The sequence below is a fragment of the Candidatus Nitrospira bockiana genome, from assembly GCF_965152565.1.
Map to the genome: position 1 here is coordinate 909,491 of NZ_OZ224215.1, position 15,581 is coordinate 925,071.

The 15,581-nt window shown below is 62.7% G+C and carries 17 protein-coding genes and 1 tRNA gene; 6 read left to right on the forward strand and 12 right to left on the reverse strand.

All coding sequences use genetic code 11. From position 1 onward, the window contains the following. Nucleotides 1-126 precede the first annotated feature (126 nt). Nucleotides 127-798, reverse strand: a complete 672-nt coding sequence (locus ACWHYV_RS04625; RefSeq protein WP_447979484.1) for an outer membrane protein — start codon at nucleotides 796-798, stop codon at nucleotides 127-129. Nucleotides 799-1,038: 240 nt separating this feature from the next. On the opposite strand from ACWHYV_RS04625, the gene ACWHYV_RS04630 reads away from it, so the two are divergent. Continuing rightward, nucleotides 1,039-1,215: a hypothetical protein gene (locus ACWHYV_RS04630; protein ID WP_447979485.1), complete on the forward strand. Its 177-nt coding sequence runs from the start codon at nucleotides 1,039-1,041 to the stop codon at nucleotides 1,213-1,215. Between the two features lie 77 nt (nucleotides 1,216-1,292). Here ACWHYV_RS04630 and msrB read toward each other — a convergent pair whose 3' ends face one another. The 4 genes from msrB to ACWHYV_RS04650 form a co-directional block, all read right to left on the reverse strand. Continuing rightward, entirely contained in the window at nucleotides 1,293-1,802 is a 510-nt protein-coding gene (msrB, locus tag ACWHYV_RS04635; protein WP_447979486.1) for a peptide-methionine (R)-S-oxide reductase MsrB, read from the reverse strand. 93 nt (nucleotides 1,803-1,895) lie between these two features. Next, on the reverse strand, nucleotides 1,896-2,327 hold the full coding sequence (locus ACWHYV_RS04640; RefSeq protein ID WP_447979487.1) for a hypothetical protein: 432 nt from the start codon (nucleotides 2,325-2,327) through the stop codon (nucleotides 1,896-1,898). A 37-nt stretch (nucleotides 2,328-2,364) separates the two neighbouring features. Next, on the reverse strand, nucleotides 2,365-3,231 hold the full coding sequence (locus ACWHYV_RS04645) for an NAD(P)-dependent oxidoreductase (protein WP_447979488.1): 867 nt from the start codon (nucleotides 3,229-3,231) through the stop codon (nucleotides 2,365-2,367). A 13-nt stretch (nucleotides 3,232-3,244) separates the two neighbouring features. Beyond that, nucleotides 3,245-4,390: an aldo/keto reductase gene (locus ACWHYV_RS04650; protein WP_447979489.1), complete on the reverse strand. Its 1,146-nt coding sequence runs from the start codon at nucleotides 4,388-4,390 to the stop codon at nucleotides 3,245-3,247. Nucleotides 4,391-4,503: 113 nt separating this feature from the next. Here ACWHYV_RS04650 and ACWHYV_RS04655 point away from each other — a divergent pair, with 113 nt between their 5' ends. Next, complete coding sequence (locus ACWHYV_RS04655; RefSeq protein WP_447979490.1) at nucleotides 4,504-6,681, forward strand: B12-binding domain-containing radical SAM protein; 2,178 nt, start codon at nucleotides 4,504-4,506, stop codon at nucleotides 6,679-6,681. Nucleotides 6,682-6,898: 217 nt separating this feature from the next. Here ACWHYV_RS04655 and ACWHYV_RS04660 read toward each other — a convergent pair whose 3' ends face one another. Next, a complete protein-coding gene (locus tag ACWHYV_RS04660; protein ID WP_447979491.1) occupies nucleotides 6,899-7,534 on the reverse strand; it encodes a peroxiredoxin in 636 nt (211 codons plus the stop codon). A 221-nt stretch (nucleotides 7,535-7,755) separates the two neighbouring features. On the opposite strand from ACWHYV_RS04660, the gene ACWHYV_RS04665 reads away from it, so the two are divergent. Then, nucleotides 7,756-8,721, forward strand: a complete 966-nt coding sequence (locus ACWHYV_RS04665) for a DUF309 domain-containing protein (RefSeq protein WP_447979492.1) — start codon at nucleotides 7,756-7,758, stop codon at nucleotides 8,719-8,721. Nucleotides 8,722-8,815: 94 nt separating this feature from the next. Then, a tRNA-Glu gene (locus ACWHYV_RS04670) sits at nucleotides 8,816-8,893 on the forward strand. A gap of 713 nt (nucleotides 8,894-9,606) precedes the next feature. Here ACWHYV_RS04670 and ACWHYV_RS04675 read toward each other — a convergent pair. From ACWHYV_RS04675 to ACWHYV_RS04690, 4 genes are all read right to left on the reverse strand, one after another. After that, entirely contained in the window at nucleotides 9,607-9,795 is a 189-nt protein-coding gene (locus tag ACWHYV_RS04675) for a hypothetical protein (protein WP_447979493.1), read from the reverse strand. A 385-nt stretch (nucleotides 9,796-10,180) separates the two neighbouring features. Continuing rightward, the gene (locus ACWHYV_RS04680) at nucleotides 10,181-10,606 is read right to left on the reverse strand and encodes a PilZ domain-containing protein (protein WP_447979494.1); all 426 of its coding nucleotides are present in this window, start codon (nucleotides 10,604-10,606) and stop codon (nucleotides 10,181-10,183) included. A 33-nt stretch (nucleotides 10,607-10,639) separates the two neighbouring features. Continuing rightward, nucleotides 10,640-11,020, reverse strand: coding sequence for a PilZ domain-containing protein (locus ACWHYV_RS04685; RefSeq protein ID WP_447979495.1), 381 nt, complete (start codon nucleotides 11,018-11,020; stop codon nucleotides 10,640-10,642). A 263-nt stretch (nucleotides 11,021-11,283) separates the two neighbouring features. Further along, nucleotides 11,284-12,054 carry a matrixin family metalloprotease gene (locus ACWHYV_RS04690; protein WP_447979496.1) on the reverse strand — a complete coding sequence of 257 codons (771 nt, stop codon included), beginning with the start codon at nucleotides 12,052-12,054 and terminating at the stop codon, nucleotides 11,284-11,286. A 204-nt stretch (nucleotides 12,055-12,258) separates the two neighbouring features. Between ACWHYV_RS04690 and ACWHYV_RS04695 the strand changes: the two genes are divergently transcribed. After that, nucleotides 12,259-12,618, forward strand: a complete 360-nt coding sequence (locus ACWHYV_RS04695; protein ID WP_447979497.1) for a response regulator — start codon at nucleotides 12,259-12,261, stop codon at nucleotides 12,616-12,618. Nucleotides 12,619-12,629: 11 nt separating this feature from the next. On the opposite strand, the gene ACWHYV_RS04700 is transcribed toward ACWHYV_RS04695, so the two are convergent. Next, nucleotides 12,630-13,583 carry a PstS family phosphate ABC transporter substrate-binding protein gene (locus tag ACWHYV_RS04700; RefSeq protein WP_447979498.1) on the reverse strand — a complete coding sequence of 318 codons (954 nt, stop codon included), beginning with the start codon at nucleotides 13,581-13,583 and terminating at the stop codon, nucleotides 12,630-12,632. Nucleotides 13,584-13,745: 162 nt separating this feature from the next. Further along, nucleotides 13,746-14,345 (reverse strand): HPP family protein, encoded by a 600-nt coding sequence (locus ACWHYV_RS04705; RefSeq protein WP_447979499.1) that lies wholly within the window; start codon nucleotides 14,343-14,345, stop codon nucleotides 13,746-13,748. A 308-nt stretch (nucleotides 14,346-14,653) separates the two neighbouring features. On the opposite strand from ACWHYV_RS04705, the gene ACWHYV_RS04710 reads away from it, so the two are divergent. Further along, a complete protein-coding gene (locus ACWHYV_RS04710) occupies nucleotides 14,654-15,544 on the forward strand; it encodes a formylglycine-generating enzyme family protein (RefSeq protein WP_447979500.1) in 891 nt (296 codons plus the stop codon). Nucleotides 15,545-15,581 lie beyond the last annotated feature (37 nt).

Genomic DNA, 15,581 nt, shown 5'->3' on the forward strand with positions numbered 1-15,581 from the left:
CCAGCTCATCCGACAGAACGATCTCAGCATCGTGAGCAGTTAGCTCCCTACCACGGTCCCTTCATCACGTTCTTCGCCTTCCCTTGTTCTCCACTACCCCTTACCCCCTATCCCTTTATCCCCTCTTCAAAAATGGTAGGAGAGGCCGACGACCACGTGCTGGGCCTTGTAATCCCCGACGAACCCCCCGACGGAGCCGAACGCCTCGTCGAATCGAAGCGTGGCCTGCGTGAATTTGTATTCGGTGAAGACGGCGACATACGGGGTGACGAAGGCGCGCAGCCCGGCAATGAGGTTCAGCCCCGAGCCCACATCGGTGTCGCTTCTATTCGTCGGGGAGTTTCCAATGCGGCCGATCACGGCCGCGGCACCGACGCCGGCATAGGGTTGCCACGTCACACCAGGATAGCGCGCGATGAAATTGACCGCGACGGTCGTCACGCGCAGATGGATGCCGGGTACCTCCTCGTGCTGCTTGATGTGTGGATTGGTATGGAACGCATCGAGCTCGATGCCGAACCAGCCGTGCCCGGGGAAGTACCCGACCTTCGCGCCGTAGGTGAAGCTGTTTTGCAGGTCGAAATCCTCGAACCGAGGAACGATGCTAGGATTGGCCAGGCTGTTGGTCCCGCTGATGTCGGTCAATCGATCCGCGAAGTTCAGCCCGAACTGCCCGGCGACGTACCACTCGGCTCCTGCGACGCCGGTGCCCAACCCCAACCAGATCGTGATGAGCAGGGCCACCGGCCGGTAGCCGACCGTTCTTCGACCGGTCGTAGTACGCCATCGGAACGACATGGCCCGATTCTACAACCCGTGGCTTTCCTCAGATGTCAGTTGACAAGCGGAGGAAAAGAAAGGGAAAAGCCGACGTCCAGTGCCGTGAGGACAGCCATGGATGGGCAAGCTGCCCTAGCGTCGGTGAAGTGTCCGGTCCGCCCGTCGTCGCCACTTTCCTATTGAGCTTTGGCTGGGGCTTGTGTAGGATTCGACGGCCCATCATGGGCTAGCTCACTATCTAACTTTTAGGAGGGTGGTATGAAGCGTTTAGTAGGCCTTGTCGCGTTGGCGATGATGTTGAGCTTCGGGACCGCGGTGGTCAGCTTCGCCGGTGATCCGGCTCCGACCGAAAAGAAGGAGAAGAAGAACCCGAGCGGCCCCAAGGCGGACGAGAAGAAGGACGAGAAGAAGAAGGGCGACAAGGGCGGCCACTGAGCTGCTCCGGGCACGGCCGCCACGGCCGTGCCCGTCTTTTCCCCGGGTCGCTGCCGTCTCCCGCTGCCTCTTCCCCGCTAGTGTTTCTCTCCCTGTCCTGCCGGCACGAACTTCAGCGCCGCTGAGTTGATGCAGTAGCGAAGCCCCGTCGGAGGCGGTCCGTCGTCGAAGACGTGGCCTTGATGTCCGCCGCAGCGGCGGCAATGGACCTCCGTCCTCGGCACGAACAGTTTCCAGTCGGTCTTTGTTTCGACCGCACGGTCGTCGATCGGACGCCAGAACGAGGGCCACCCCGTGCCGCTGTCGAACTTGTGTTTCGACGAAAACAGCGGGAGGTCGCACCCGGCGCACAGATATACCCCCGGCTCATGATTGTCATGGTATTGGTTGACGAACGGGCGTTCCGTGCCTTCGTGGCGAAGGACCTGGTACTGCTCCGGCGTGAGCACCTTCTTCCATTCGTCATCGGATTTCGTGACTTCGAACATTCTCGCCTCCTTGGCTTCGGCGGGCAGCCATTCAAGATGGCGGATGGCCGCGCCGGCGGCGAGCAGCAATCCGGCCTTCAGCAACGTCCTGCGCTCCATGGCCCCTCCTTCGTCCTGCTGTGCCGATCACCACTTGCCCATGACTAGGTCTTCCCTGCCCGCAGCCTGTTACATCCCTGATCCGATCGAGGGCTACCAACACGGGAAGGCCGGACCGTACGACGGTCCAAAAAACCGATAGCCGTAGTGGAACCCGTAGGGACCGGGCGGCCCGAACGACGACCAGTAGCCCAAAAAGGGAGCCATGTGAAGCGAAGGGCTCCGGTCGGCTCGACGCTCCCGTTCGGTCAGGCTCCGCCGCAGCGCATCGGCCTGAAGAGCGTCCCGGCTCACCTGATCTTGAAGCTGGGCTTTCGCGGCTCGTACCGTGTTCAGCTCTTCTTGGAGCTTCGTGAGCTTGCCCTGTTGGATTTCAATGTAGGCGTACAAGCAATTCAGATGCGCATCCCCCGAATAGGCCAGGCACTCTTCCGGGGAGCGAAACCCGCCCGCATCGGCGAGGCTCAGCGCTCCTCCCGCCAGTGCGGCGAAGGCGACTGCGGCCGCCGTCAGTCTCGTCTGCATGGTCCCTCCTCGGTGCCCAACTGGAATCAGGTCCCGGTCAGGTTGGCTCCGGATCGATAGCATTATACACAGCCGAATAGTCCGCCTCCTCGAAGCCGAGGGCGATTGCCTTCTCGAGAAGCGGCACCACACCCGCAAGACCGTGGGGGTCCAAGTCGACCCGCTCGGCCTCCTCGAGGCACAAGCGCACGTCTTTGAGCAGATGCCGCGTCGAAAAATTGGGATCTTGGAAGTTCCGGGCCAGCAGGCGGGGCAGCTTCTTGTCAAACGTGCGGGCGTACAGGGCGCTGGAACGCAGCAGGTCCATGAACACCTCGGTCGGCACACCTTCCCGCCTGACCAACCCCAGGCTCAGGGCAAAGGCGGCGGTTTCGGCGGCGATGAGCTGGTTGAGCGCGAGCTTGAGGGCCGCCGCCCGACCCACGTCGCCGATGTGTCGCGGCTCCGGCCCCAAGCAGCGGAGCACCTCCCCCCATCGCTCGAGCTGCCGCGGGTCGCCCCCCACCATGAGCAGGAGCCGTCCGCTGGTCGCCTCTGCGAGACTGCCGAGCACCGGACACTCGAAGTAGTCGCCGCCGCAGGCCCGCACCTCGTCCTGGAGCGCGCGGCTCTCCTGAGGCCCGATCGTGCCCATTTGAATCAATGTCCGGCCTTTGAGCGCGCCTTTCGCCGTCTCGCTCAGCAGGGTGTGACGGATGGCTCGTGCATCCGCCAGCATCAGGATCGCACAGGCGGCCTGCGCGAGTGCCTCTTCGGGACGGCCGACGACCGCGATGCCGACGGCACGCAACGGTTCGGCCTTCGCCCGCGTCCGGTTATAGGCCACCACCTCATGCCCGCAGGCCGCGAGCCGCTCTGCGATCGGGCGCCCCAGTAGCCCCGTACCCAGCACCGCCACCTTCATGCGCGTCTCCCGCTCAGGATGCCGTTGCCGTTGCTTGTTCAGGTGGATGGTTCCGCCCGGCTCGCTCGATCTCCTGACCGGAGCTTCGATCCGTTACCGCTGCCAATCCGTGCTGCTCCCGTCCGACCGGGCCGTCGTACCGTTGAGTGGTCTTGTACAGCTCGAATCGTCCATCCGCGGCATGGCGGGCGACGCGCGCCCGCAACCCCTCCATCTCGGCGGCCGTCAGCGGGGTGAAGCGCCTGGCGATCTCCAGATTCTGCCGGAGGACGTCGAGCGAGTCGATGCCGCTGACCACGGTCGCGACGGGGAGGCTCAAGGCATAGCGCAGCGCCTCTTCGACGCTGACGATGCCTTGCTTGACCGCCTCCCCGTTGCCCCCCAACGTCTTCATGCCTAGGGCCGCGATGCCCCGGCGGGTCAGCTCCGGCAGCACGTCGCGCTCGAAGCTTCGAAAGGTCCCGTCGAAGCAATTGAGCGGGAGTTGGCAGGCGTCGAACGGAAAGTCGCGGGCCAGCATCTTGAGATGGATGCGCGGGTCCTTGTGGCCCGTAAAGCCGATGAACCGGACCTTGCCCTGCTGCTTGGCCTCCTGCAAAGCCTCGACGGCCCCGCCCGGCGCAAAATGGCGGTCGGGATCGTCGTCGTAGATGACTTCGTGAATTTGCCAGAGGTCGAGATAATCGGTTCCCAGCCGTCGTAACGACTGTTCGAGCTGCTGGAGGGCGACCCGCTTGTCCCGTCCGTGGGAGCAGACCTTCGTCATCAGAACGGCCTGGTGGCGGCGTCCCTTCAAGGCCTTCCCCATCCATTCTTCGCTTCGGCCCTGGTGGTATTCCCAGGCGTTGTCCATGAAGGTCAGCCCGGCGTCGAGCGCCTCGTGCACGATCCGCCTGGCCTCGGCCTCGCTGGCCGCGCGCCCGAGATGGGCGCCGCCGAGGCAGAGCACCGACACGTCGACCCCGGTCCGTCCCAGGGGCCGGCGGGGAATCAGGCCGTCACCGGGCGGCGCCGCGCGGGCTGTACCGGAGGCTGAGGCCATGAGATCGAGGGGGCTGAGCGCCAGGGCCGACCCCACGCTGACCAGGGCCTTCAAGATGCCTCGCCGGGTCATCGCTGGCCGTCCGCCGTCCGATTCTCGTCCGTTCTGTTCGTTCATGGCCTCCTCCTCGTATGGGATCATCCTCGATTGCCGTCCTGTTGACAATCCGGATTCCGGGCGTGCTTGGCTCGGCCTGGCGCTCAAACCGCACGATATGGTAGTTCTCTCGCATGCCTGCCCCCTCGGTTCTCTTGCTCATCCCGCCGCTCACCCAACTCAACACCCCGTATCCGTCGACGGCCTATCTGACGGGATTTCTCCGGCAGCAGGGGTATCACGTCACCCAGGCCGATCTCGGGCTCGAGCTCGTCTTGGCACTCTTCTCACGGGAGGGATTATCGCTGGTCTTCGATGCGCTTCGCCATCGGTCGGATCTTCCCGGAGAAGCCAGGCAGTTTCTGGCGTTGGAGCACGCCTACCTGGACACGATCGATGCGGTCGTCGCCTTTCTCCAAGGGCGTGATCCATCACTCGCCCCTCTGATCTCCCGCGGGCGTTTCTTGCCGCAAGGCCCCCGGTTCTCCGCGAGCGGGGCGCCACGGCGATACGGTTCCGGTCTCGATGACGCCCGGCATCTCGCCACGCTGTACCTGGAGGACCTCGCCGATCTCGTCCATGAGACCGTGAGCCCGCACTTCGCGCTCAGCCGCTATGCCGAGCAGGTCGCGACCTCTGCGAGCTCGTTCGCTCCGCTGGCGGCCGCCCTGGCCGACCCGCCCTCTCTGACGGATACGCTGATGCTCGCAGCCCTTCGGCGGCGGATCCACGCCGCGCGGCCGTCGATCGTCGGCTTGACGGTTCCCTTTCCCGGGAACCTCTACGGGGCGCTCAAGATTGCTCAGGAGATCAAGCGCACCGCGCCGGAGACCACGGTCGTGCTCGGCGGGGGCTACGTGAATACGGAGCTGCGGCGCTTGGCGGAGCCGCGCCTCTTCGATCTCGTGGACTATGTCACGCTGGACGACGGGGAGCGACCGTTGCTCTGCCTGCTCGAATACCTCGACGGGAAGCGCGAGGCAGGCGAGCTCAAACGAACCTATCTGCGAGCCGACGGTGCGGTGGTGTACCGGAATGGCGCGCGTGAGCCGGACGTCGCCATGGCGGCGCTCGGCGTGCCGACCTATACCGGGCTCAGGCTCGATCGGTACCTGTCGGTGCTCGACTCCTTGAACCCGATGCACCGGCTCTGGTCCGACGGCCATTGGAACAAGCTGACGGTCGCGCATGGCTGTTATTGGAAACAGTGCACGTTTTGTGATGTGGGGCTGGACTACATCGGGCGGTATGACCCGGCGCCCGCCGAGGTCCTGGTCGACCGGATCGAGGCGTTGATCGCGGAGACGGGGCGCCGTGGCTTTCACTTCGTCGATGAAGCCGCCCCGCCGGCCGGCTTGAAAGCGATGGCGCTGACGCTGCTGGAGCGCGGCGTCCCGATCAGTTGGTGGGGGAACATTCGGTTCGAGGAGGCGTTCAGCGACGATCTATGTCGCCTCCTGGCCGCCGCCGGCTGCATTGCGGTGAGCGCCGGCCTCGAGGTGGCGTCCGATCGCTTGCTTGCGGCCATGAAGAAGGGGATCACCGTCGACCAAACCGCGCGGGTGGCGGCGTCCTTTCGACGGGCCGGCGTGCTCGTCCACGCCTATCTGATGTATGGGTTTCCAACCGAGACGGTGCAAGAGACGATCGACAGCCTCGAGCGGGTGCGGCAGCTCTTCGCCTGCGACTTGATCCAGTCCGCCTTTTGGCATCGCTTCGTCGCCACGGCGCACAGCCCGATCGGGCTCGATCCGACCGCGCACCACATTCGGGTGACGGGTCCAGCCTTCGGCGGGTTCGCGGAAAACGATCTGACCCATCGGGACCCGATCGGCAAGGCCCCAAGTTGGTTGGGGGACGGGCTGCGAGCGGCCCTGTTGGCGTACAAGGAAGGAGACGGGCTCACGCTCCCTGTCGAGCGCTGGTTTCGACGGCCCGTGCCCCGGGCCACCGTGCCGCGCACTTGGGCCGGCCGGTGGGCCCGGGTCCGTCCGGCTGAGGACGCCCCCGCGCTCGAGCGCCGGGTCGTCTGGATCGGAGGGCGGCCGGTTCTCGAAGGCCACGGCCGGACACGGCGACTGATTCTTCCAAACCGCACCACGGATTTGGAGGCCCGCGTACCGGAGTCGACGGCGCACTGGCTCGTCCAGCTCATCGAGTCCGCGACGCCGCGCCGCGAGCGTCATGGTGCGGGGTATCCGAGTTGGAAGGAGCTACCGGCGTCCTACCCGGGACCCACATCGCGGTTCGAGGCCTTCATCAAGAGCGACGGGTGGAAGCAGGTGCGGGCGGCCGGGCTCCTGCTGGTGTAATGGAGTAGGGGTAAAGTGATAAGGGGGTAGAGGGGTATGGGGTAGGTGGTCGTGGGGAGAGGGATAGGGAGGAAGGGGTAGAGGGGTAGAGGGGTAGAGGGGTATGGGGTAGAGGGGTATGGGGTAGAGGGGTAATGGGGAGAAGGGTGAGAGAGAGTGTGCGGATAAAAAAAGGAGCCGCGGGCGCGGCTCCTTGGAAGTGCCTCGATTCGGACCCTTACTTGGTCGGCTGCGGAGTGTAGCGCAGATAGGGCTTGACCGCTTTCCACCCCTTCGGGAAGAGTTTCTTGGCTTCATCGTCGGAGACCGCGGGCGTGATGATGCAGTCTTCGCCGTGTCGCCAGTTGGCCGGTGTCGCGACCTTGTAATTCGCGGTCAGTTGGAGCGAGTCCACCACGCGCAAGAGCTCATCGAAATTCCGACCGGTGGAGGCGGGATAGGTCAGCATCAGCTTGATTTTCTTGTCCGGCCCGATGATGAACACGGAGCGGACGGTGAGGTTGTCGAGTGCATTGGGGTGAATCATATCGTAGAGCTGCGCCACCTTGCGGTCCGGGTCCGCGATGATCGGATAGCTCACGGTGCAGTTCTGGGTCTCATTGATGTCCTTGATCCAGCCCTTGTGGGAATCGATCGGGTCGACGCTGATCGCGAGGACCTTCACGTTCCGCTTCTTGAACTCCGGCATGATCCGCGCCATGGTGCCCAATTCGGTGGTGCAGACCGGGGTGAAATCCTTGGGGTGGGAGAAGAGGATCCCCCAGCCATTGCCCAACCATTCATGGAAGTTAATCGTGCCTTCCGTCGTCTCCGCCGTGAAGTTCGGCGCTTCGTCGCCTAACCGCAGTGCCATAGCCCCCTCCTTTCATGACGTGGAATCAAAGGAATGAAAGACAACGGTAGCCTACTCCGCTCTCACTGCGTACGCAAGGGCCTAAAACGATCAGCCGGGACGTGCGCGCTGACTGGTGTCGGTCGGCATGGTACGCTCGTGTTCCAGTTCAGCTCTGCCAGGCGATGGGCGTGACCCAGCACGATCCACATTCGTCTGCCGATCCGAGGCTCTCATCTCCGATGCCGCCTCGCTATTCCTCCCGAGCCCTGCCGGGTTCCCGGTATGTACCGGGAAGAACGGACCGCCCCGGCCGGCCGGCCGAGCCGTTGAACCAGGGAGAAGCCAGAACGATTGCGTGTGATCCTTCACGCTGGCGCGACAATGCGGCGTACGTGTATGCCGTCGACCTGTACAACTTCGGGTACTGGTGGGAGTCGCATGAAGTGTTGGAAGAGCTGTGGAACGCGGCAGGACGGACGTCGGAGCCCGGTCGCTTTTATCGCGCACTGATCCAGGTCGCGGCGGCGAATCTGAAACGCACGATGGGAGTCGAAGACGCGGCCCGCCGGCTCTACCGGCGGGGGAGTGAGCGGTTGGCGGCCTTTCCCTCCAGGTACATGGGCGTGGAGGTCGAGCGCTTTCGCCGCCAGGTTCAATCGACCTGCGTGGACTCAGCGGCAGCTTGGCCGGTGATCTTCCTGGAGACCATCGGAGCACGGGCGGTGGAGACGCAGGACAGACGTGTAGACCGAAAGGAGCGGAGACAGATGACGGAGATGACCTATCCACGAAGCCCGAAGCTGTTGCTGGGCGGGATCGCCCATCTCGCTCGCTTGATCGACAAGATCCGATTGCGGCACGCCGGGCGGATTCAAGACTACAACTATCTCTCGACCGGCTTCGACAAATATCTCCTGGATCTCTTGGGCATCCCCGGCACCGACATGGAACGCCGCGTTCTCGAAGGCGGAAGCGACGAGGAGATCCTCGCCTGGGTCAAGCGCCGCGGCCGCCTCCTCAGCGACGAGGAGATTCGGGCGTGGAATGAACGGGTCCTGACCGGTAAACCCAAGGATGAGGGGGCGCGACAGCGGTTTGCGGCTCGACTCGCCGACGTGGCGGCCAAGCGAGGAGTCGCGGTGAGCGACCTGCCTGCAGTGACGACCTGGGCGGATGTCATCGAATTGGACGAAGGGAGATTGTAGGCGCTCGCGCTCCGGTTGATTGGGAAAGAGCAGCCTCGGGTCTCTTGGTTTGACTCCTCTCGTCGCGATTTGTTAGAGTCCACGTCCTGTCAGCGTCCCCATCGTCTAGCCTGGCCTAGGACGTCGGCCTTTCAAGCCGGCAACACGGGTTCAAATCCCGTTGGGGACGCCAACTTATTGTTTTTAAATTACTTATAGCCACGCAAAGGGACAGCCGAGGCCACGTCTACGGTTTCGGGTGTCCCATGTCTACGGTTTTCAGGCGACGCGGTCGCGTCTTCAAGCCTCCCGGTCGCTCCAGCCTCTCGCAGATCCGCTCCATGTACTTCAGGATCAACTCGCGTTCACGACTGGTAAACGGTGCTTCAATCTCACCCCTGTGGACCAGCATGTCGCATGACGCTACGAAGTCCGCAACTTGCCTCCTAACCGGTTCGTGCATCATTCTGGCTGTCCGCTCGGCCATCCCATTGCCTTCCGCTAACCGTCTCCAAGGCTTGATGACAGCCAGCCGTTAGTGTGCTTGGTGTAGGTGCTGTTGGAGCTTAAGAGGTGGAGCCCTTGGGTACTTGGAAGTTTTCGACTGTCGGCCCTTTCCCGACAGACGACTTCAGGGTGGGACGCTTCCCAACACGGGCGCTCTGGTTAGCATCGCGTAGCACGGAGGCCTGCCATGACCAACCCGGACGATGATTGGGTTTTTGTATGCGATGACTGCGGCGAGGAGTGGTCACTGACTCATAGGACGAAGGTTCACGAGCATGAGAAGACTCACGGCCACAGCGTCTATCAACGATACAAGGCGAGCCATGAACGGAGCAAGGTGGAGGGAAGAGTGCGAGGGAAGAGCTGATTTCCGCTGAACTCGACAGGCGGGCAGGAGCATCACTCAGTGGTCGGTTGTTGACCTTTGTGATGCTCGCAGGGCAGGTTCATCTTCTGACAAAAGCGGGTGATGTAAGCTTCGAGCAGTCCGCGTTCCTTCTCATTCAGTGGCGTCTCCATTTCCTTGCTGTTAAGAAGGATGTCGAAGCAGCGGGTCAACTCGGCAACTTCTTTGCGGATGTCTTTCATGGCTAAGTAGTAGTTTGCTTGATAAGCCTACTCGATCTCTAGAGCCACATCAAGTGGAATGCTGCGGCGAGCCGTGGTGCTGGAAATATCAGGCGTGACCGGGCTTACTTTGGCGAGGTACTACTTTGAACGACCGGCACGAGCACATGAAGCATCGTCCCGTGTGCTTCCTGGGGGGAGAACTCTTGTGTAGCGCCCTTGGGTGGCCACATTTGCAGCGGTCTCCTCGCCGTGGCGTATTCTTGGCATGCCGGAGACCACGCTTGCGAGTCATGGCTCATTATGCTGCGAGACCTCATTGGCTGGCAATTCTACGTGGCATTCAAGTCCTCTTGCCTAAGACCCTGGAGGCTTTCTGACTACTTCTTGATCAGGGTGACGAGACTTAAGCTCCCGTGCGGACTGCGTCCAGAAGGCGCCGGAGTCGCTGCCGGTGCTCCGGCCGTAGCGCCACGAACTGCACGCCGAATTCTTCCTCCTTTGCCCACCGGATGGTCGCCGTTTCGATCACGATCGGCGCCTCCCCTGGCGGATGCAGGTGTACCGCCACGCGTTGCCCTGGCTTCGCTGGAAGGTCGCTGTTGATCCTGCAGCCCAGAAGGGATACGTCGTGCGTCAAGCCCGTACTAGCGTTTCCATTCCCAGCCACCTGCAGGGAAAGGACGAGGGGATGGCGCGGTGAACGCCGCCGGTTCGTGCCGGTGGCCGTATCGCCCGTACTGACCTTAACGTGGTACCACAGAGCTAACAAGGCGCCGACCAATGCGAGGGCGACAACGGACTGACTGAGCATATGAGGTGCTGCGTTCATGTGTTCCTCCGGGAGTCCACGGTTCTGATTGGCTTAAGCTCCTTGATAGGCCAGCGTGTCCAAATAGAACCGAAGGCGGGACTGTTCTTGGAGCGACATTACAAGAAATTCCATCCCCGCTTGGTACTCACCAATCCACCGAACAACGGCAACATCCACGAGCAATGGGAGGACGATAACCGGCAAGTGAATTGATAACTGAACTTGAAGGCCGAGGGTGAGTGCCGGTGAATGGCCGGTAATTAAACACCCACGACGTGACAGATTTGCCAGCGAGGCACCACCAGACGCTGGACCTGATAAGGAAACAAGGCAATTGATGGGATATCGGGAGGCCCTACGTCGATCTTCCACGGTCTGTCCTCCTCCTGAGGCGCACAGTGATAGCGTTGCAGGAGGCAATGAGCAAGCCATGCGTAAGACCGTGAAGTAATAGGGAAACGCGCGGCGGGTGAGCGGAAACGGCGTACAAGAATGAACAGGGCCAGCTTATTTGCGACGCTGGCCGCAGTTACCCTTCGGTGCTTGAATGGAACGGTCCGGGGCCTCGATCACCCTATCGGTCACCCCGTCATGGCCCGATGCTTCGTGTGCGCCTCGCCCCACACCTTCGCTGGGTTCAGCCAGCCCGCGCAGGCGTGTCGGGCCCGCTCTGCACGGCTCCTGCTGAATGCTCACTATGGCTCGGGGCGGCTTTGGCCGCTCGACCTTGGTGTGCGACGGTGCCGAAGACGGTAAGCCACGAGGGCGCCGATTCCGGAGCCAAGGAGGAACACGGTGGATGGCTCGGGCACGGCGGTCACGGCACTCAGCGAGGTCCCGGTCATCGTCGAGGCCACGCCGAACGCGGCGCTGCCATACGCGGCACGGATTTGCGTCACGTCTCCCAAGGACGGACCGATCTTCTCACCCGAGTAGTAGGTATACATGACGTCCCCGGGGGTACTTGTGTGCTCCAATCCCAAGGCGTGTCCGACTTCATGGGCGAACACCGTGAACAGGTCGAACGTGCCCGGCTGATCTCCGTTCCCGAAGACGGCGTCCCATCGCTCACTCCCGTCCAGCAGCACGAAGCCGCTCAAGATCCGTCGTTCCCCCGCGATCGTGAGGTATCGGTACCCGCCTTGGCCCAGGATGCCGGCGGGGCCGTCCACCCAGCTCATTCCAATGTTGATGATGTGGGCGGAGGGCGCCCAAGGATTCCGAATGAAATTGACGTCCGCGACCCGGCTCCACATGTCCATCGCGCCGACCGCCAGACGTTGATAGGCAGGCGGGATGTAGTTCGGCTTGGATTCCACGAGCGAACGAAAATCGTAGTAGATGTCCGTGCGCGGGGTTTCGGGGATATAGTCCACCCATGACGGGAGTGCGAACGCGTTGACCGCGGAACAGCACGACCACACCAGCACCACGGCGATCCGCTTGAAGACACGTGAGTAGGTCATCCTTTCTCCCCCTTCTGTGAAGCCTTGATGAATGTTCGGCGAGGCCGAGCAAGGATGACCGGACGGAGAGTCGATGTCTGCCGGCTCTGGTCCTACGAACAACCCCCTGGTATGGATTCTTGCCGCTCATCGTCTTCATCAACATTTCATCACCCCTTCACGGCCCATTCATCCATGATCCCACCTATGCGATAGACTTGATCCATGCCGCGGGTGCTGTTGATCGATGATGACCATGCCCTCCTCGCCGCCCTTCCGGAGGCGATTGCGTTTCGAATGGAAGACGCGGAGATCGTCTCGGTTGCGAACGCGGAGGACGCACTCGCTCACCTCTCGGCGTCCCGCTGGGATGCCGTCATCACGGATCTCCTCCTGTCGTGCGCCAAGGGCTCGGTGCTCTTGCCGGCCATCTCGCATCTGGCGCCGGACGTGCCGGTGATTCTCATCACCGGGTTTCCCGACGTCATCTGGGAGCGACTGCCGGAAAACACCTTCGCGATACTCCGGAAGCCGTTCACCGCCCAACAGGTCGTCGACACGCTTCGGGCCGCTCTTCGCGCCTAGCGAATTGTTTGTCACTGCAACGGGACCGGGAAGAACCCGTGTCCGACGAGTGCGCGGTGTCCTTCGCGGCTTCGGATGTAATCGAGGAACTCCACGATCGGCAGGGGCGGGGGCAAGGTCGGAGAACGGTTGACGTAGACGTAGAGTTGACGGGAAAGCGGATAGGATCCGTCGTCGACGGACTGCTGGGACGGCGAGACCGGCGCCTGCCCCAGGGTGAGGGCGAGCGGGAGGGCTCGCACGCCGGGACGATTGTGAGCAATGGGACCGAATCCAATCCCGAATCGGTCGACGAGGATGGCCGAAACGAGCATGGTCGAACTGGGCAGAACCTGCATGTCCGGCTTGTACGAGCCGCCAAGTAAGACGGTCTCCTGAAAGAACAAGGACGTACTCGAGCTGGCCTCGAGGCCGTAGAGATGAATCGGGGCACCCGCCCAGTCGCCGCTCAGCCCGAGATCCGTCCAGGTCGTGATCCGCCTGGGGTAGCCGGCCAGCCGAGTCGTGGAAAACACGGCATCGAGTTGGGCCAGGGTCAGCGCCGTGATCGGATTCTCATCGTGCACGTACACCGTCACGGCGTCGCGACCGATGAGGAGAGCGGTGGGGGCATAGCCGTGGGCCTGAACGAAACGGTCGGCTTCGTCCTGGGTGATCTCCCTCGAAAGGGCGGCCAGATCCACGGCGCCGCCCGCGAGCGCCAATGCCGCCTGCTTCGAGCCCGCCACCTCCAACGACACCCGCAGCTCGGGATGGTGTTGTCGAAACCCGGCCACCCATTCGCGTACCAAGCTCCCCAAGACTTCCGAGCTTGCGATGTGCAGGACGCTGCGGAGCGGCTTGGCGCGGGTGTACTCCGGAAGCGTCGATTCCACGTGTGACTGGTCGTCGCTGCAGGCGACGAGGAAGACCAACGCGAAGGGCAGCCACCACCGGCGGCGACAGCCGGTCAGGGGAGGGGTCATGGGCTTGCGCCGCTTTCACCGCACGGTCGGACGTGAAGCGGCTGTCGGTGGAAGAGTCGGGGCGTCATGCACAACTGCCGATGAGCATGGAGGAGGCGTAGTATATCAGCCGTGCCTCCGTGCGCAAGTAGACGGAGAACTTCGGATCAGGGGATCCTGCACCTACCAACGCTTGGGGTAATGGCGCTGGGGAACCAGGTTGTTGAAGAGCAGCGCGACGGTGAGCAGGATCAAGGACCCGAGAATGACGAGATTGACGAAGTTCACCGCGTCGTCATAGCGGGTGATCGTGGACGAGGCGAGCAGCGCCGTGGCCCCGGCCGGCGGATGGGTGATGTGGAGCACTTGCATGAGGAAGATCGCGGTCGCCACGGCGCTGGCCACCCAGAGATAGCCGTGGAGGAGATGGCTGTCCCCATAATATTGCACCCCAATCAATGCCACCGCGACCCCGATGAGGGCGGAGAGCGCATGACCGAAGATCATGTTGCGCGGCTGGGCCAAGGGACTCTCATAGGCGGAAAAGAGCAGGACCGCGGAGGCTCCGAACGGAGCGATCAGGAGCGGGAACGACGCCTTCGCGGCAATGAAGCCGACCGTGCCGAGCCCGAGCAAGGAGCCGATCCATGACAGCGCTGAGGCCAGGATATGGGTTTTGGCGACCTTTACGATCGCCGTCGGCGTCTGATTCACGTCTGGGGGCGCTTCCACCCCGCGCGCCTTCGCCCATGCCCCACGCAAGAATGACCGACGGTGCACCATTCAGTCTCGTTCCAGAGAATGTGTTGTGAGAGGATGGCTGTCTGTAATCGCCGCGACCCTGGGCTGGTAGCGGTGTCGATCGACACTCGTCACGTTCGGCGACGCGGAAATATAGACAGGCGAAATACGGGGCGCAATCCGTCTTTCGGAGGATACGTGGATCTTGAACGGCGGTCGCGGCCCCCGCGTGCGACCGAGCTCTTCGGTGCTGCTTCTGAGGCCGGTCGATTCGGCTCAGGTACGCTTTCTCTTGGTTCCGTCGCAACATGGAGGTAGAATCAGCCAGCGTGGAGCTGAAGGAGGCGGCGATGCATACATCCCGATCGAGCTACATTTACGTCATGGGTTTGCTCTGTTTCATCGTGTTCTTAACGTCGGGCCATTCGTTGGATGCCGCGGAATCCGGAGGCGGTCCCAATAGCAATTCTGCAGGGACGGTGGTGACCGGAAAGGATGGGGCGCCGATGGTGCTGATCCCCGAGGGCGAGTTTGTTATGGGGACGGAAGACGTCGGCTCGAACTGGTATCAAGGCAACCCGAACGAGTTCCCCGAGCACGTCGTGAAGCTGAAAAGCTACTACATCGATCAGTTCGAGGTGACGATCGGCCGCTACGCCAAGTTTCTCGAGGCGACGGATCACGCCCCACCTCCGTCATGGGATGAGGAGGCCGTCACGACCGCCGCAGACCGTCCCGTCGTCGGTGTGGACTGGGAAGACGCCAACGCGTACTGCCGGTGGGCGGGGAAGCGTCTCCCGACAGAGGCCGAATGGGAGAAGGCGGCACGAGGCACGGACAAGCGCCGTTTCCCCTGGGGCGACATGCAGCCGTTCGTCGACATCGCCAACTACAACCGCGGGCTGTGGGTGAGTTATCCGATTACGTTGGTTCCGGTGACGAGCGGCCTGGAAGGCATGAGCATCCGTCACGGGCTCAAAGAAGGCGGGAAGAGTCCGTACGGCCTGTTCCATATGGCCGGGAATGCCGCTGAATGGGTGGCCGACTGGTACGATCGTGAGTACTACGCCAAGAGTTCGAAGGAAGATCCCAAAGGGCCTGAATCGGGCGAGAAGAAAGTCATACGGGGCGGCTCCTGGGGAGACCCGCCGCGCAGTCTCCGTGTCACGGCCCGTTTCTCCGCCCATCCCGACTTTCGCGACACGACGATCGGGTTTCGCTGTGCGATGGATGCCAAGTGAGAGCCGAGCCGACCGGCTGGAAACCGTTGGGGGTGAT

Excerpts from the sequence above, each read along its gene's own strand:
- ACWHYV_RS04650 (WP_447979489.1), bottom strand. The coding sequence starts at position 4,390 with ATGAACGAACAGAACGGACGAGAATCGGACGGCGGACGGCCAGCGATG.
- ACWHYV_RS04690 (WP_447979496.1), bottom strand. The coding sequence starts at position 12,054 with ATGACCTACTCACGTGTCTTCAAGCGGATCGCCGTGGTGCTGGTGTGG.
- ACWHYV_RS04680 (WP_447979494.1), bottom strand. The coding sequence starts at position 10,606 with ATGAACGCAGCACCTCATATGCTCAGTCAGTCCGTTGTCGCCCTCGCA.
- ACWHYV_RS04640 (WP_447979487.1), bottom strand. The coding sequence starts at position 2,327 with ATGCAGACGAGACTGACGGCGGCCGCAGTCGCCTTCGCCGCACTGGCG.
- ACWHYV_RS04655 (WP_447979490.1), top strand. The coding sequence starts at position 4,504 with ATGCCTGCCCCCTCGGTTCTCTTGCTCATCCCGCCGCTCACCCAACTC.
- ACWHYV_RS04700 (WP_447979498.1), bottom strand. The coding sequence starts at position 13,583 with ATGACCCCTCCCCTGACCGGCTGTCGCCGCCGGTGGTGGCTGCCCTTC.
- msrB (WP_447979486.1), bottom strand. The coding sequence starts at position 1,802 with ATGGAGCGCAGGACGTTGCTGAAGGCCGGATTGCTGCTCGCCGCCGGC.
- ACWHYV_RS04625 (WP_447979484.1), bottom strand. The coding sequence starts at position 798 with ATGTCGTTCCGATGGCGTACTACGACCGGTCGAAGAACGGTCGGCTAC.
- ACWHYV_RS04660 (WP_447979491.1), bottom strand. The coding sequence starts at position 7,534 with ATGGCACTGCGGTTAGGCGACGAAGCGCCGAACTTCACGGCGGAGACG.
- ACWHYV_RS04710 (WP_447979500.1), top strand. The coding sequence starts at position 14,654 with ATGCATACATCCCGATCGAGCTACATTTACGTCATGGGTTTGCTCTGT.
- ACWHYV_RS04630 (WP_447979485.1), top strand. The coding sequence starts at position 1,039 with ATGAAGCGTTTAGTAGGCCTTGTCGCGTTGGCGATGATGTTGAGCTTC.
- ACWHYV_RS04645 (WP_447979488.1), bottom strand. The coding sequence starts at position 3,231 with ATGAAGGTGGCGGTGCTGGGTACGGGGCTACTGGGGCGCCCGATCGCA.
- ACWHYV_RS04695 (WP_447979497.1), top strand. The coding sequence starts at position 12,259 with ATGCCGCGGGTGCTGTTGATCGATGATGACCATGCCCTCCTCGCCGCC.
- ACWHYV_RS04685 (WP_447979495.1), bottom strand. The coding sequence starts at position 11,020 with ATGGCTTGCTCATTGCCTCCTGCAACGCTATCACTGTGCGCCTCAGGA.
- ACWHYV_RS04705 (WP_447979499.1), bottom strand. The coding sequence starts at position 14,345 with ATGGTGCACCGTCGGTCATTCTTGCGTGGGGCATGGGCGAAGGCGCGC.
- ACWHYV_RS04675 (WP_447979493.1), bottom strand. The coding sequence starts at position 9,795 with ATGAAAGACATCCGCAAAGAAGTTGCCGAGTTGACCCGCTGCTTCGAC.
- ACWHYV_RS04665 (WP_447979492.1), top strand. The coding sequence starts at position 7,756 with ATGCCGCCTCGCTATTCCTCCCGAGCCCTGCCGGGTTCCCGGTATGTA.